At 45.0% G+C, this 14,595-nt stretch carries 12 protein-coding genes and 2 pseudogenes; 6 read left to right on the top strand and 8 right to left on the bottom strand.

Features of this window, described 5'->3' with window-relative positions:
- Positions 1–296: 296 nt before the first annotated feature.
- The 3 genes from VTH8203_RS10990 to VTH8203_RS10980 all read right to left on the bottom strand — a co-directional run bounded on the left by VTH8203_RS10990 (position 297) and on the right by VTH8203_RS10980 (position 2,086).
- On the bottom strand, positions 297–485 hold the full coding sequence (locus VTH8203_RS10990) for a DUF2986 domain-containing protein (RefSeq protein WP_096993725.1): 189 nt from the start codon (positions 483–485) through the stop codon (positions 297–299).
- Positions 486–671: 186 nt separating this feature from the next.
- Positions 672–1,160 (bottom strand): NUDIX domain-containing protein, encoded by a 489-nt coding sequence (locus VTH8203_RS10985; RefSeq protein ID WP_096993724.1) that lies wholly within the window; start codon positions 1,158–1,160, stop codon positions 672–674.
- Complete coding sequence (locus VTH8203_RS10980) at positions 1,157–2,086, bottom strand: histone deacetylase family protein (RefSeq protein WP_096993723.1); 930 nt, start codon at positions 2,084–2,086, stop codon at positions 1,157–1,159. The genes VTH8203_RS10985 and VTH8203_RS10980 overlap by 4 nt, the downstream gene beginning before the upstream one ends.
- Before the next feature lie 54 nt (positions 2,087–2,140).
- Between VTH8203_RS10980 and VTH8203_RS10975 the strand changes: the two genes are divergently transcribed.
- Positions 2,141–2,827 carry an SDR family oxidoreductase gene (locus VTH8203_RS10975; RefSeq protein ID WP_096993722.1) on the top strand — a complete coding sequence of 229 codons (687 nt, stop codon included), beginning with the start codon at positions 2,141–2,143 and terminating at the stop codon, positions 2,825–2,827.
- A gap of 18 nt (positions 2,828–2,845) precedes the next feature.
- Here the strand turns inward: VTH8203_RS10975 and VTH8203_RS10970 are convergent, their stop codons facing one another.
- From VTH8203_RS10970 to VTH8203_RS10960, 3 genes are all read right to left on the bottom strand, one after another.
- Positions 2,846–4,798: a DNA topoisomerase III gene (locus VTH8203_RS10970; RefSeq protein ID WP_096993721.1), complete on the bottom strand. Its 1,953-nt coding sequence runs from the start codon at positions 4,796–4,798 to the stop codon at positions 2,846–2,848.
- A gap of 99 nt (positions 4,799–4,897) precedes the next feature.
- A complete protein-coding gene (locus VTH8203_RS10965) occupies positions 4,898–5,446 on the bottom strand; it encodes an NAD(P)H nitroreductase (RefSeq protein ID WP_096993720.1) in 549 nt (182 codons plus the stop codon).
- 91 nt (positions 5,447–5,537) lie between these two features.
- Positions 5,538–7,541: an NADPH-dependent 2,4-dienoyl-CoA reductase gene (locus VTH8203_RS10960; RefSeq protein WP_096993719.1), complete on the bottom strand. Its 2,004-nt coding sequence runs from the start codon at positions 7,539–7,541 to the stop codon at positions 5,538–5,540.
- Between the two features lie 298 nt (positions 7,542–7,839).
- Here VTH8203_RS10960 and sppA point away from each other — a divergent pair, with 298 nt between their 5' ends.
- A complete protein-coding gene (gene sppA, locus VTH8203_RS10955) occupies positions 7,840–9,693 on the top strand; it encodes a signal peptide peptidase SppA (protein ID WP_096993718.1) in 1,854 nt (617 codons plus the stop codon).
- 113 nt (positions 9,694–9,806) lie between these two features.
- A complete protein-coding gene (gene ansA, locus VTH8203_RS10950) occupies positions 9,807–10,820 on the top strand; it encodes an asparaginase (protein ID WP_096993717.1) in 1,014 nt (337 codons plus the stop codon).
- Between the two features lie 50 nt (positions 10,821–10,870).
- Here ansA and VTH8203_RS10945 read toward each other — a convergent pair whose 3' ends face one another.
- A complete protein-coding gene (locus tag VTH8203_RS10945; protein WP_096993716.1) occupies positions 10,871–11,335 on the bottom strand; it encodes a low molecular weight protein-tyrosine-phosphatase in 465 nt (154 codons plus the stop codon).
- A 355-nt stretch (positions 11,336–11,690) separates the two neighbouring features.
- Between VTH8203_RS10945 and VTH8203_RS10940 the strand changes: the two genes are divergently transcribed.
- Both VTH8203_RS10940 and VTH8203_RS25685 read left to right on the top strand, forming a co-directional pair.
- Positions 11,691–11,879 carry a hypothetical protein gene (locus VTH8203_RS10940; protein WP_096993715.1) on the top strand — a complete coding sequence of 63 codons (189 nt, stop codon included), beginning with the start codon at positions 11,691–11,693 and terminating at the stop codon, positions 11,877–11,879.
- A gap of 539 nt (positions 11,880–12,418) precedes the next feature.
- Positions 12,419–12,589, top strand: a pseudogene (locus VTH8203_RS25685) (IS982 family transposase); the annotation flags it as partial.
- Positions 12,590–12,628: 39 nt separating this feature from the next.
- Here VTH8203_RS25685 and glpT read toward each other — a convergent pair.
- Positions 12,629–13,999 carry a glycerol-3-phosphate transporter gene (glpT, locus tag VTH8203_RS10930; RefSeq protein WP_096993714.1) on the bottom strand — a complete coding sequence of 457 codons (1,371 nt, stop codon included), beginning with the start codon at positions 13,997–13,999 and terminating at the stop codon, positions 12,629–12,631.
- A 484-nt stretch (positions 14,000–14,483) separates the two neighbouring features.
- Here glpT and VTH8203_RS25680 point away from each other — a divergent pair.
- Positions 14,484–14,595: pseudogene (locus tag VTH8203_RS25680) on the top strand (IS982 family transposase); the annotation flags it as partial.

Genomic DNA, 14,595 nt, shown 5'->3' with positions numbered 1-14,595 from the left:
GATCATCGATGTTAGGGGGCAATTCAGCAAGAATACCTTTCAACCATTAAGTAGTTCTCCTAACTAGATAAAAATAACACTGAAACCACAAATAGTGACTACATCGCTTCTCGTTTAATATCATTATTCTGTTCTGTGTGAGAGGAATATTTAGGTAGAGGGGAATCTTTAAGCTAAAGGCAAGTATATTGGGATGAGCACATCATCAGGTTGGCTACCTAACGAATAAATCGCAGTGGCTTTTGAGGTAATGACAGTCACTCACCACTATGAATGACTGTTTAGGCTATCTGTGTTCAAGAGACTGAACTTTGCTCTGCAACCTCTAAGGTATCACTGCTCTGAATTTCCTGCTCCGCTTCCATCTTGGCACGTTCTGCTTTAGAAATATAACGCGGTTTATTCTTCCCTGCGCCATTCTTTTTAGCGTTCGCTTTTTTCATTCGCGCTTTATGGATCTGGTTGATTTTTTTCTTACGGTTCATCGCAGGTACTCGTCAGTCGTTGTGGCCGTGCATCATACAGAGGTTATTGCGTTTAATCTACGACAACTTATATTCAAATCTCTGGTCATTAAGGGCGCTATTCAATGCGTCCTTAATAACTTATCCACCACACAATCTCGTTCTTCACGTTGCGTTACATCTCACTCCGCTTTGTCATCACCAACTTTAGTCTAGATAGTTCACATCGTCATTGCTGCCTTGAACGTAGCTTCCTAGATGTGTCGCAAACTGCTCAGTTTTAATAAGTGGAAGTATCGTAGATGCAATATCGGCAGGAAAGACTTTGTATTGATTGAGCGCTTCAATATCTACCCAGGCGACTTGCTGAATATACTCCGAGTCATTTAGCCCTGCTAAGTTGTCTAAAGACAGTGTGCCACTCCATGACTCTAACAAATAAAACAGTTCAACATGGTAGCGATCAGTCGAGATTTCATGGAACTCCCGCACACACAGCAAAGGCCCGACAGTCACATCTAGCCCCGTTTCTTCGCGACATTCTCGCACTAACGCTTGTTTAGAAGACACATCCGAATCCTCAAGACCACCGCCGGGTGGTATCCAATATTCCCCTGAATATTGGTCGCGCACCCGAAGCATCAATATCTTATTATCTTGTAAGGCAATGCCCGCTGCTCTTATCCTGTGCTTCATTTTCCACTCCTTTGCTGATATGCCGCGTCGATAAGTGACATATGAATCGGAATCAAGTCACTATGCTCTGTTCGATATCCGCCACCAACGACGCATGCTAGAGGAACAGTTTCACTCTGGCAGTAGTCCAGCATCCATAAGTCTCGCTGGCGGACTCCATCCAAGCTCACGTTTAAATAGCCAAGTTCATCGTCTTCGTGAATATCTACACCCGCATCATAAATAATAAGATCGGGTTGATGCAGCCTCACTGCCAGTTCAACCACTTGTTTGAAACTTGCTAAGAACTCTTGGTCACCCGCACCGCGACTTAAAGGCACATCCATATCAGAAAACGGTTTGCGTGCTGGAAAGTTCTTATCGCAATGAAGTGATAGGGTCACTATTTGATCAGTACCTGAAGCTAGGGTCGCACTCCCATCACCATGATGAACGTCACTATCAACAATCAGTACTTTTTCTGCTCCCTGCTCTAGAGCATTTTGTGCGGCAATAATGAGGTCATTGAACAAGCAAAAACCGCTACCAAAATCGTAATGGGCATGGTGATAACCGCCACTTAGGTGAATCGCTAACCCATACTCCATTGCTTGCTGCACAGCTAAACACGTTCCACCCGCTGAGGTCAGTGTGCGTTGAATAAGCTGTTCTGTCCACGGAAAGCCTATTCTTCTTATCTTAGCAGCAGGTAAGTTGCCTGTGAGCAAACCTTCGACGTAGTCTTTACAGTGAACCTGCTGCACTTGCTCTACCGTTAACGGGCTAGGTGTTTTTATGACAAAAGGGGATTCAGCCAAGCGTAAATACTTTCGCTCAACCTCTTCATACAGCAAACGGTATTTGTTGATAGGATAACGATGTCCTTCCGGCAACGGTAACTCCGAATAGATAGGATGATAAATCAAAGGAACAACGTTGTTGTGCATCAGACACTCTGGTTTTCATTTATAATAGAGGCATCTTATCGTCAGGAAGCGCATATGAAAACCGTATTCATTACAGGGGCAAATCGAGGCATTGGGCTAGCTCTTACCAAAAGATACCTTCAATCAGGCTATCAAGTTCATGCGACTTATCGAAGTGCCAGCAGCGCGAGAGAGCTGTTGTTGTTAGAAGTCAGTGAATCAAATCTGACCACGTACTGCTTTGATGTCACCGACTATCAGACCTACCCACAACTCGTCGCACAACTACCAAACCTGGATATTGTGATCAATAACGCTGGCTATTATGGCCCTAAAGGCTACGGTTTCGGTAATACAGACATCAATGAATGGCGCAAAGTATTAGAGATAAACACCATCGCTCCACTTAAATTAGTAGAAGCGCTGTATCCCAAAATTCAACGCTCTGCGGTTAAGAAGGTCGCTTGTTTATCTTCTAAGGTCGGTAGCATGACAGAAAATACGTCTGGTGGCGGATACATCTATCGTTCCTCGAAAGCCGCCCTAAATTCAGTGGTTAAGAGTTTGAGTAACGATTTAAGCCAAGAAGGCATCATAGTGTTAGCCTTACATCCGGGTTGGGTGGAAACCGAAATGGGCGGGCCAAATGCGCTTATCTCAACCACAGAGTCAGCATCTGGCTTGTTCAAGGTTATCGAAAACGCCGACACGGCCCACTCTGGTCAGTTTATTAACTTCGACGGTCAACCTCTTCCTTGGTAGGTCAATCCTCGCCTGATGTTAACCGCGGCTTTTCGTTTTGCTCGGCGCTTTTTTGCCTTTACTAAAGCGTCGTTTCTTAAAGGCGGGCCTTTCAACTTTAGGTAAGTTCTTAAGAGAGTCAGGCACAGGCCCTGACTTCACTTGTTGCATCAGCTGTTCAAGGCGATGATTGAGCTCTGCCATAAACGGTGTATAGGATTGCGTTCTCTCGGCCATACCTTGCAGTTGAAATTCCCAATGAGCCGTCATATCCGGATAAGTCGATTCATCGGGTAGTGCATGAATTAACCCTCTCCCCGCAGACGTACTCATCACTGATTTCCCTTGACGATTAAGCAACTTGCGTTTAAATAAAGTGTCAAGAATACCAGCACGTGTCGCTTCGGTTCCAATACCATCAGTTTCACGTAAGATTTTCTTTAACGATTTGTCTTCAACGAAGCGACTGATTCCAGTCATCGCCTGTAATAATGTCGCCTCGGTAAAATGTCTTGGTGGTTCGGTTTTCTTCTCCGCAATCACACCTTCTCGGCAGATCAACTCTGTGCCGACCTCTAAAGGCGGAACAGCGTCTACGCCATCCTCTTGCTCATCGGCAGCGTTACCTAGTAACACTCGCCATCCCGGTTGCTGTAATCGCTTACCCTTAGCAATAAAGCAGCCACCTTGGATATCAAACTCTAACATGGCTTCGGCATAGACGGCGGCTGGATAAAACTGCATTAAATATTGTCGAGCAATCAAGCCATAGATTTTCTCTTCAAACCCGGAAAGCACGCTGCTGATTTTCTTTGGCGTCGGAATAATCGCGTGATGAGCATCCACTTTGCTGTCGTTCCATGCCTTAGATTTACGACTGCTATCCGCTCCATCAACGGCTCGCGCATGCTCTTTGCTGTTGTTCTTTATTGCGCTTAGCACATCATTCGCTTGATAAAAGTGGTCTTTAGGGAGATATCGGTTGTCAGAGCGTGGATAAGTAATCAGCTTGTGTTTCTCATACAAAGCCTGACACACATCCAACACCTGTTGAGCGCTCATGTTAAAACGCTTGGCTGCATCAATCTGTAATGCAGATAAAGAATAAGGCAGCGGCGCATTTTGCTTTGTCGACTTATGCTCTGATTTAGTGACTTTTGCAGGCTGTCCTTGAATACGACTGGCGACATTTTCCACCAGCTTTTTATTCAGTACTCTTCCCTCTTCATCTTGCCAAGGTTGACAGGCTTCACTTGGTTTCCATTTGGCGCGGATATCAAATGCAGCTTGCGAATCTTGATAAGGAATCAAGGCATGTAAGGTGTAATAGTCTTTGGCAACAAAGTTCTCGATTTCTTCATCACGGCGAACCACCAATCCTAAAACAGGAGTCTGTACCCGTCCAACCGACAGCACCCCTTGATAACCTGCTTTTTGTCCCAGAAGCGTGTAGGCCCGAGACATATTCATGCCATAAAGCCAATCTGCTCGCGAACGCGCCAGTGCTGATACCGAGAGGGGAATAAACTCTTGATTCATACGCATAGAGTTCAGTGCTTTTTTTACCGCAGGAAGGTTTAAATCACTGATCAACAAACGTTGTGCAGCGTCTTTCTTGGCTTTCGGAACCTTACAGTAATCGATCACTTCGTCTACCAGAAGTTGCCCTTCCCTATCTGGGTCGCCAGCATTAACGATATTGGTCGCTGTCTTTAGCAATTTTTTTACCGCGGTAAGCTGTTTGGAAGCGCTTTTTCGAGGTCTAAGCTGCCACTGATTTGGCACGATAGGCAGATCATTGAGGTTCCACTTTTTATAACGCTCATCATAGGCATCAGGCTCTACCTGTTCAAGCAAGTGACCAATACACCAAGTGACCACATCCCCGTTCCCACATTGGATGTATCCGTCGCCTTTCTTTTGAGGATTTGGCAGAGCGGCGGCAATGGCGCGCCCTAAACTGGGTTTTTCTGCAATAAAAAGACGAGTCATAGAGAAGAGTCACAGGTATCTAAAGAATAAAGGTAAGCTTAACTAAGCTTACCTTTAGGAATCAAGAAAAACTGTATAAATAGCCAGTTAAAAGTTTCGTTAGAGAAACTTAACGTATTTATTTAAATCACGCTCAGGTGCTTTCATCGGTGTACAACCCGGCGTGCCAACGTAGAGAAAACCCACGATTTGATCATCACCTTCAACGCCAAACGCTCGACGAACATGTTCATCAAACATCCATTTACCTGAACGCCAGAATGCTTGAAAACCTTGTGCCACTGCCGCCATTTGCATCGCTTGGACTGCGCAGCCAGCAGAAAGATGTTGTTCAATCGCTGGCACCTTGTCATGTTGCGTGACTTTCGCGATGACAGTGATCACCATCGGGGCGCGAAACGGCGCTTTCTTGGCTTTTTCAATCACTGCCTCATCACTACCGGCTCGGATCGCAGCATCGCTTAAGATGTCAGCTAATTTCTGCCTGCCATTGCCTTGCGCTAGAACAAACTGCCACGGAGTAAGCCCCGCATGATCGGGAGCACGCAGCCCCGCTCTAATTATGTTTTCTAGCGCTTCTCCTTCAGGAGCAGGCTCAGCAAGTCGAGCAATCGAACGTCTATTGAGTAACAGTTCTAGGGCATCCATAACACTTCCCTTTTTGTTTGTTGTAATAACGCTCATTATAACAAAACGTTAACGTCATGACAGCAAAAGCAAGAACCATTCTCAATGTGCATTATAATTTCGCGGCTAACTCGACACCTTGGCGGATCGCTCTAACGGCATCCAGTTCACCCGCATAGTCAGCACCACCAATCACATGCAATTTATCGCCAAAGCTTTGCCATTGGTCTTCAAACGGTTTCACTGATTCCTGCCCCGCACAGATAACGACTTTATCTGCCGGTATTAGCTGCTCTTTACCTTTAACAGTAATGTGCAAGCCTTGATCATCGATTTTGTTATAGGTCACACCGCCTAGCAGATGGACACCGCGTTTTTCTAAGGTTTTCTTATGAATCCAACCTGTCGTTTTACCAGGCCCTTTACCGACACGCCCCTCTTTACGCTGCATAACCCAGACATTGGTATCGGTCACTTCCTCTGGGAATGGGAACAATCCACCAGGATGTTCGATCGTTTTATCTATGCCCCACTCGTGCAACCAGTCATCAAGCGTTTGACCATGCGGTTCAGTAATCATGCTTGCCACATCAACACCAATACCACCAGCGCCCATAATCGCTACATTGTCGCCGACAGGCGTTTTATCCCGAATTAAGGTTTGATAGTCGATCACTTTATTTTGGTTATCAATACCTTCAAGTTTAGGCATTCGAGGTTGAACACCTGACGCCATAACGACTTCGTCATATTCATGTAAAAGGTCAGCGGTAGCTTCAGTATCAAGATGCAACTTAACGCCTGTTTCATCAATACGGTTAGCAAAGTAGCGGATAGTTTCTCTAAACTCTTGTTTACCCGGAATTTGCATCGCTAAACGGAACTGACCACCAATGCGGTCACTCTTTTCAAATAGGTCCACTGAATGGCCTTTCTCCGCTAACATAGTCGCACATGCCAATCCAGCCGGCCCTGCACCTACCACAGCAATGGTCTTGCTGTTTACCGCTTTCTTGACGATTAAATCCGTCTCATAACACGCTTGAGGATTGACCAAACAAGTGGCGCGCTTGCCTTTAAATGCATTATCTAAACAAGCTTGGTTACAACCAATACACGTATTGATAAGCTGCGACTTACCTTGCTCTGCCTTCGCGATAAAGTTTGGATCGGCCAAGAAAGGTCTTGCCATGGAAACCATGTCAGCCTGTCCAGAAGAGAGTATTCGCTCTGCTTCTTCTGGCGTGTTTATTCGGTTAGTCGTGATCACAGGCACATTCAGATAAGGACGGATTTTTTCGGTTACCCATGTAAACGCGCCGCGAGGCACTTGGGTAGCAATCGTCGGCACTTTGGCTTCATGCCAACCGATGCCTGTATTAATAATTGTCACACCCGCCTGCTCAAGCGCTTGCCCAAGCTGAACAACTTCTTCGAAAGTACTGCCTTGCTCAACAAGATCTAGCATTGAGAGTCGGAAAATAATAATGAACTCTTTACCCACTGCCGCTCTGACCGCTTTCACTATTTCTAGCGGTAAACGAATACGGTTCTCATAACTGCCACCCCACTCATCATAACGAACGTTGGTGCGCTTGCAGATGAATTGGTTAATGAGATACCCTTCCGAGCCCATGATTTCCACACCGTCATACCCAGCTTCTTGTGCCAGCGAAGCACTGTTAGCGTAGGCGTCGATAGTCTTCCAGATTTGGCGACTGCTCATGTCACTGGGCGCAAACGGTGAGATTGGCGATTTGATTTTTGAAGCACTCTGCGAAAACGGATGGTAACCATAACGACCAGCGTGAAGAATTTGCAATGCGATTTTGCCGCCATGTTTATGAACCGCCTCTGTCACGACCTTATGCGCTTTAGCATGTTTTGGTTTGCTAAATTCCGCTGCAAATGGGGCGAGACGTCCACGCAAATTTGGCGCAAAGCCACCGGTGACAATCAGTCCAACGCCACCTTTCGCTCGCTCTTCATAAAACGCAGCGAGCTTATGCAGTCCTTCCTTGTGTTCTTCAAGACCTGTGTGCATCGATCCCATTAACACACGATTACATAATTGGGTAAATCCTAAATCGAGAGGCTTCAGTAAGTTCGGGTACATAGCAGACTTCACTTCCGTTGTTATAGTTGTGGTCTGACCAGAATATTATGTAAAGGTTAAAAAATCAAACTGGCGTTTACATTTTCTCAACATTAAAGAAAATTTTTTCTGAATCTTTGAACTTAATCTAGTATGTTAAGTCTTTAATTTTTATTCACTTAAAACCTTGATTGAGTGATAGTGGCAACATACACGTACAATTACATTATTGATACAGTGAATCTGCCACGCCAACGCTACACTAGTAGTTGATGTTTAGGGACAAAAACACTCACCTTTTTGGTGATGTGGAGAGATGATGAAAAAAGTATTTCGGTTTATCGGTTTGATCTTCAAAGGCATCTGGAAAGTCATTAACTTTACCAGGCTCGCCATTATTAATTTGCTGTTCTTCGCTGTGCTCGCAATGTTCTATTTTGCCTTCACGCAAGTAGAACCAACACCAGAAGCGGCCCAAAAAGAGGCCGCGCTTGTCCTGAATATTTCTGGACCTATCGTTGAGCAAAGTAGCTATGTTAACCCTATGGACTCAGTCACGGGTTCACTATTTGGGCGTGATCTGCCAAAAGAAAACGTGTTGTTTGACATCGTAGACTCAATTCGTCACGCGTCCACCGACGATTCTGTTAAAGGATTGGTTCTGTCCCTAAGGGACATGCCAGAAACCAGTTTAACTAAGCTTCGCTACATCGCTAAAGCGTTGAACGAGTTCAAAGCGACAGGCAAGCCAATTTACGCTTACGGCGCTTTTTACAACCAAAGCCAATACTATATCGCCAGTTATGCCGACAAAGTTTATCTCGCTCCTGATGGCGCGGTACTCATCAAAGGTTACAGCGCTTACTCAATGTACTACAAGACGTTACTCGAGAAACTCGATGTGACAACGCACGTCTTTAGAGTTGGTACTTATAAATCAGCGGTAGAACCTTTCCTTCGTGATGATATGTCAGAGGCAGCAAAAGAATCCGCCACTCGCTGGGTTTCTCAGCTGTGGGGAGCCTACGTTGATGATGTTGCCTCTAACCGTCAAATCGAAACCAGTGTTTTGACGCCAACCATGGATGAATTCCTCAAAGAGCTTGAAGCTGCTGACGGCGATTTAGCTGCGCTATCCAAACGACTTGGGTTGGTCGACGAGCTTGTCACTAAACAGCAAGTAAATCAGGCGATGGTAGAAGCGTTCGGTAGCGACGGTGAGGGTGGTTTCAATGCAGTAGGCTACTATGAATATTTAGCCTCCATGCCTTACGATTTACCTGAACAATCAGACAACCAAGTCGCCGTCATCGTCGCAAGTGGCACCATCATGGATGGTGAGCAGCCACGAGGAACTATCGGCGGCGACAGTACTGCAGCCCTTCTCAAACAGGCACGTGAAGATGACTCAGTGAAGTCGGTTGTACTGCGTGTCGATAGCCCTGGGGGAAGTGCTTTTGCCTCAGAAGTGATTCGCAACGAAGTCCAAGCACTTCGCGACGCAGGTAAGCCTGTTGTGGTGTCTATGTCGAGTGTTGCTGCCTCCGGCGGTTATTGGATTTCTATGAACGCGAACAAGATTATGGCTCAGCCGACAACGATTACCGGCTCTATCGGAATCTTTAGTGTGGTGACAACGTTCGAGAAAGGGTTAAACAATATTGGGATTAATACCGATGGTGTGGGTACATCCCCATTCTCAGGCGTTGGCGTTACCACTGGCATCAGTGAAGGTGCTTCTAAAGCATTCCAAATGGGCATAGAAAATGGCTATAAGCGCTTTATTACGTTAGTTGCAAATAACCGCAACATGTCGGTCACGGATGTCGACTCTGTCGCTCAAGGGCGCGTTTGGACTGGTAAAGATGCGTTAGAACGTGGCCTTGTAGACAAGATTGGTGACTTTGACGATGCGGTCGCTCTTGCCGCTGAGCTCGGCGGAATGGAGAAATACGATATCTATTGGGTGGAAGAACCGCTCAGCCCAGCACAACAATTCGTGCAAGATATCATGCAGCAAGTAAAAGTGAGTCTTGGACTCGACCTATCCGCTTGGGTTCCACAGAGCTTACTGCCAGTTGCGACTCAATTGCAGCAACACGCTAGTTTGCTAGAAAGCTTCAACGATCCGAAAGGTCAATACGTGCTGTGTTTGACCTGTAACATCGAGTAAGTATCACGGGCTAACAAATTCCCTTATCCAGAGCCACCAATCGGTGGCTCTTTTGTTGGTTTTGGTTATAATCGCCAGCATCTGTTCCCTTTGATAACAAAGCGATTCCTGGCATGACAAGAAAACACATCTATATTGCATACACTGGTGGCACCATCGGCATGCAAAAGTCCGATCACGGCTATATTCCAGTCGCGGGTTTTATGGAAAAGCAACTGGCTAGTATGCCGGAATTCCATCGCCCCGAAATGCCAGAGTTCACGATTCACGAATACGAGCCGTTGATTGACTCTTCAGACATGACACCTGCGGATTGGCAGCAGATTGCGGACGATATTCGCGATAACTACAACCACTATGACGGTTTTGTGATTTTACATGGTACCGATACCATGGCTTATACCGCGTCGGCACTGTCGTTTATGCTAGAAAATCTAGGCAAACCTGTTATTGTCACTGGCTCGCAAATACCGTTGGCGGAGCTTCGCTCAGATGGACAAGCTAACCTTCTAAATGCCCTGCACATTGCCGCAAATTATCCCATTAATGAAGTAACGCTATTTTTCAACAACCAGCTCATGCGTGGTAACCGCAGTACCAAATCTCACGCCGATGGTTTTAACGCGTTTACCTCTCCAAACATGGCGCCGATCTTAGAAGCGGGTATCAATATTCAGTTAGGTAGTGGTGTAGAACTGAACAAAATGCCTGAGGGCAAGTTTAAAGTACACGACATTACACCACAGCCTATTGGGGTCATTACTATGTACCCAGGCATCTCACATGAAGTGATTCGTAACACGCTACTTCAACCTGTTAACGCTATGATATTGCTCACTTTTGGTGTTGGTAATGCCCCGCAAAACCCCGAACTTCTTGCACACCTAAAAGAAGCTTCTGAACGTGGCGTGATTGTGGTCAACCTCACCCAATGTCTAGCAGGTAAAGTCAATATGGGCGGTTATGCTACTGGCTGTGCCCTAGCCGATGCCGGAGTTATCAGCGGTTTTGACATGACCCCAGAAGCGGCTCTAGCCAAGCTACACTATCTACTTAGCCAAAACTTGGGCTACGAAGAAGTCAAAGCGAAAATGTTAGAAGTGCTACGTGGCGAAATGAGCAAATAAATCCTTACTATTGATCATTCTAAAAACGCAGTTAAGCTGCGTTTTTGCCATTAGACTTTGGCTAACACTGCATCGGCCGCTTCTTCAATGAGATCCAACACCAACTCAAAGCCCTGCTCTCCTCCATAATAAGGGTCTGGGATCTCACTATAGGATGAAGAGCCATGGCTAAGAAATAACGAAAGTTTGTACTTGAGATGTTGAGGACAACGTTGTTTAAGGTCGGCCAAGTTATCCTTATCTGCGGCTAGAATCACGTCAAAGATCTCAAAGTCTTCATCTGTCACTTGTCGCGCTTTTATTCCAGAAAACGAGTAACCACGAGCTTCGCCAGCGCCCTGAGCTCGCTTATCAGGGGCGTCACCTTGATGGTAGCCAATCGTCCCTGCTGAATCGATAAGGACCTCAACTCCTTGATTCGCGGCTCTAGAGCGTAATACCGCTTCGCCCGTTGGCGAGCGACAAATATTGCCCATGCATACAACTAGAATCGATGGTTTCTTTTTATTATTCATAGAGTTAACACCTAATTTTGGCAAATTTTCACGTCAAAGATACAAAAAATTTTAGTCGATAAATCAGGTACTTGTGAATAGTTTTGGAGGGATTTTGGAGCGAATTTGCCCTCAAAACGACCTTTCAGTATCGCTGTGAAAACCCTCCCAACAAACTCAATTTCACATAACTAATTGAAAAATAGTACATTATAAATTTCAACGCGTGCACAAGGCTGCTTGTCAGTTTTATTTATCTTGAAGAGCAAAAAGTAATCACCAAACGGACTCTTGGCGCTTGGCTGGGTGTTAGCATCAGCGATGAAAGGAGCAGAGTGTTCTCCAACTTATCTCAATCCAAGCAAGGGGAGGAAGTATGAGCGGCATTTTTACTTTACTGGCTTTAGTCATCTTTGGTTTGTTTTTGGTAACCAAAATGCGCAGTTACGAAGCTATCGGAAGCACCATCGAACCTGGCGTTAACACCAAGGAGTCAAACCATGAACCAAACTGGGTATTTTACCAAGACCAAACTCAAAGCTATCGGTTTCCACACTATCTCTAGCAAAAATCTAGCGGTAAAAGGTTAGAGGCTTTATGTCTTCGAAAACTATACGTGACCCAGTAACTCATACTTAGCCACCTATAACACCCTTGAAGCACACCAAAAACACTCTCACATTTTGGAGAACTTCCATTGGAGCAATTTTGGAAACGTAAGTTTACTTATATTTTTCAATCAGTTAATAGAACCAGCTGTGCTGCCCATGCACACAACTAGAATCGATGGTTTATTTTTATTATTCATATAGTTAACACCTAATTTTGGCCAATTATCACGTCAAGGATACAAAAATTTTAGTCTATAAAGCAGGTGCTTGTGAATAGTAAACAAGTTCGAGGTCTCTATATAACTAAATAACGATACCCACCCAGTTAACTTTGAACAGCAAAATGTCGCTTAATGAACTGTCCAGTCTGGCTGGAGTCCAATCATTCAACATTTGTGATCATTCAACATTTAACTTAAGTTTTATGCGCACTCAGATTTAGACGGAAAAACGGCTCTCGATTGGGAGCCGTTCTTCGTTACGGAGTCACGCGATTGAACATATCTCGTACAACGAACACTCCCGACACCGCAGCATGCACGGATTTATCTTGAATCTGATGGGAGTGCTCATTGCCTACTGCCTGATAGATGAAGCACCTCACTTGGCTCTAACAGCTCAAGAATTTGAGCTGTTAGAAAGTAATTACCTAGTGTTGGCTTAACCAGATCTGAGGTTAATAAGAAAGTTAAAAGTGGTGGTCTCAGGCTAGTGCTTCTTTCTCTCGCTCGAGGCTTTTCTCTTTATGGTGCTTGCGCTCGCCGACTAACGCATACAGCAGACAGATGATTGAGGCGACACAAGCGCTAACCAAGATAGAGAATCCACCATCCCAGCCGAAATGGTCAACCATGAAGCCAAGTACTGCGTTAGCTGCAACCGCACCGCCCAAGTAGCCGAACAAACCCGTTAAACCAGCCGCCGTACCCGCAGCTTTCTTAGGTGCTAGTTCAAGTGCGTACAGACCGATAAGCATTACTGGCCCATAAATTAGGAAGCCAATCGCAATAAGAGCTAACATATCAACGGTTGGGTTACCTGCAGGATTAAACCAGTAAACCAGAACTGCAATGGTGACCAGAACCATAAACAAGATACCAGCAGGAGCGCGGCGACCTTTGAATAACTTATCTGAGATCCAACCACACAATAACGTGCCCGGTATACCTGCCCACTCATACAAGAAGTAAGCCCAAGAAGATTTGTCCACTGAGAAATCTTTCGCTTCTTTTAGGTAAACAGGTGCCCAGTCAAGCACACCATAACGAATTAGGTAAACGAACGCGTTTGCAATAGCGATAGACCACAACAGTTTGTTATTGAATACATACTTAAAGAAGATCTCTTTCGCTGTCATCTCGGTTTCGTGAGATTTATTGTAATCATCTGGGTAGTCGTTTTTGTATTCTTCAATAGGTGGTAGACCACAGGATTGAGGGGTATCTCTTACCGTAAACCAGATGAAAATAGCGACGAGAATGGCAAAAAATGCAGGAACATAAAAGGCGGTGCGCCAATCGTCGTTAAAAGCCCACAGACCCAATATGAACATTGGACCAATCAATCCTCCACCCACATTGTGAGCAACGTTCCATACGGATACGATCTCGCCACGCTCTTTACGTGACCACCAATGCACCATAGTTCGTCCACATGCTGGCCAACCCATACCCTGGAACCAGCCGTTCAGGAAAAGAAGGATAAACATCGCGGTAATACTGCCGGTGGCCCAAGGCATGAAACCAAAGCAGAACATGACGAGCGCTGACATTAACAAGCCGCCACTTAAGAAATAACGTGGGTTAGAGCGGTCAGAAACGCTCCCCATCAAAAACTTAGATAAGCCATAAGCAATAGAAACAGCAGCCAAAGCCACCCCCAGCTCACCGCGACTGAAACCCTGTTCAATCATATAGGGCATTGCCAAACTAAAGTTTTTGCGGACTAGGTAATAACCCGCGTAGCCAACAAAAATACCGATGAACAGTTGCCATCGTAGTCGTGTGTAAGTGCTATCGATCTTATCTGAAGATAAACGGTCGATATGCGCCATAGGTTTAAATATCCCAAACATCGGAACCTCATAGTATTGGGCTAAGGAAAGAATAAATGCTCGAACGAAAAAATTGATGCACATTCGAAAGCTGGGATATTATATGCATTAGATGATATTTTATCGACAAATATTCTTAATATATAGCAAATATATACTATGAAACTCCACATTAATGATAAATTTTGACCATTTATTTTTCATTAAACCAGTTTTTTAGAAAAATAAACACTCATTTAATGTGTGAATTCGAACACCAAAATATAATACCTCATGTAATTCTGACTAAATAGATTGGGTATTAGAGCGTGTTTTTTACGAATTCGGGATAGTTTTGTGGCTTTGTCGTAATGGCGGACGCCATGACTCATCCAAGAAAGTATGGCACAAAGACAATAAGCAATACCTAATTAACCTGAACTCGGGATAAAAAAAGAAGGGAACTAAAAGCTGGTTCTGCGATCAGATCTTTCGACCAAGAGAGACTTATCACAAGGAACCAGCTATGCACAAATTAGTGGACTTATTTTGCCATGTCGATGACTTTTGTCAGGCTTTTCTACCCCAGTGGCAAAAACTTCAGCTTGAGAGCGGCGTACGGAAGCGTAATCGCAAAG

The sequence above is a fragment of the Vibrio thalassae genome (genome assembly GCF_900089835.1).
Lineage (GTDB): Bacteria > Pseudomonadota > Gammaproteobacteria > Enterobacterales > Vibrionaceae > Vibrio > Vibrio thalassae.
This window is presented reverse-complemented; position numbering and strand designations above follow the sequence as displayed.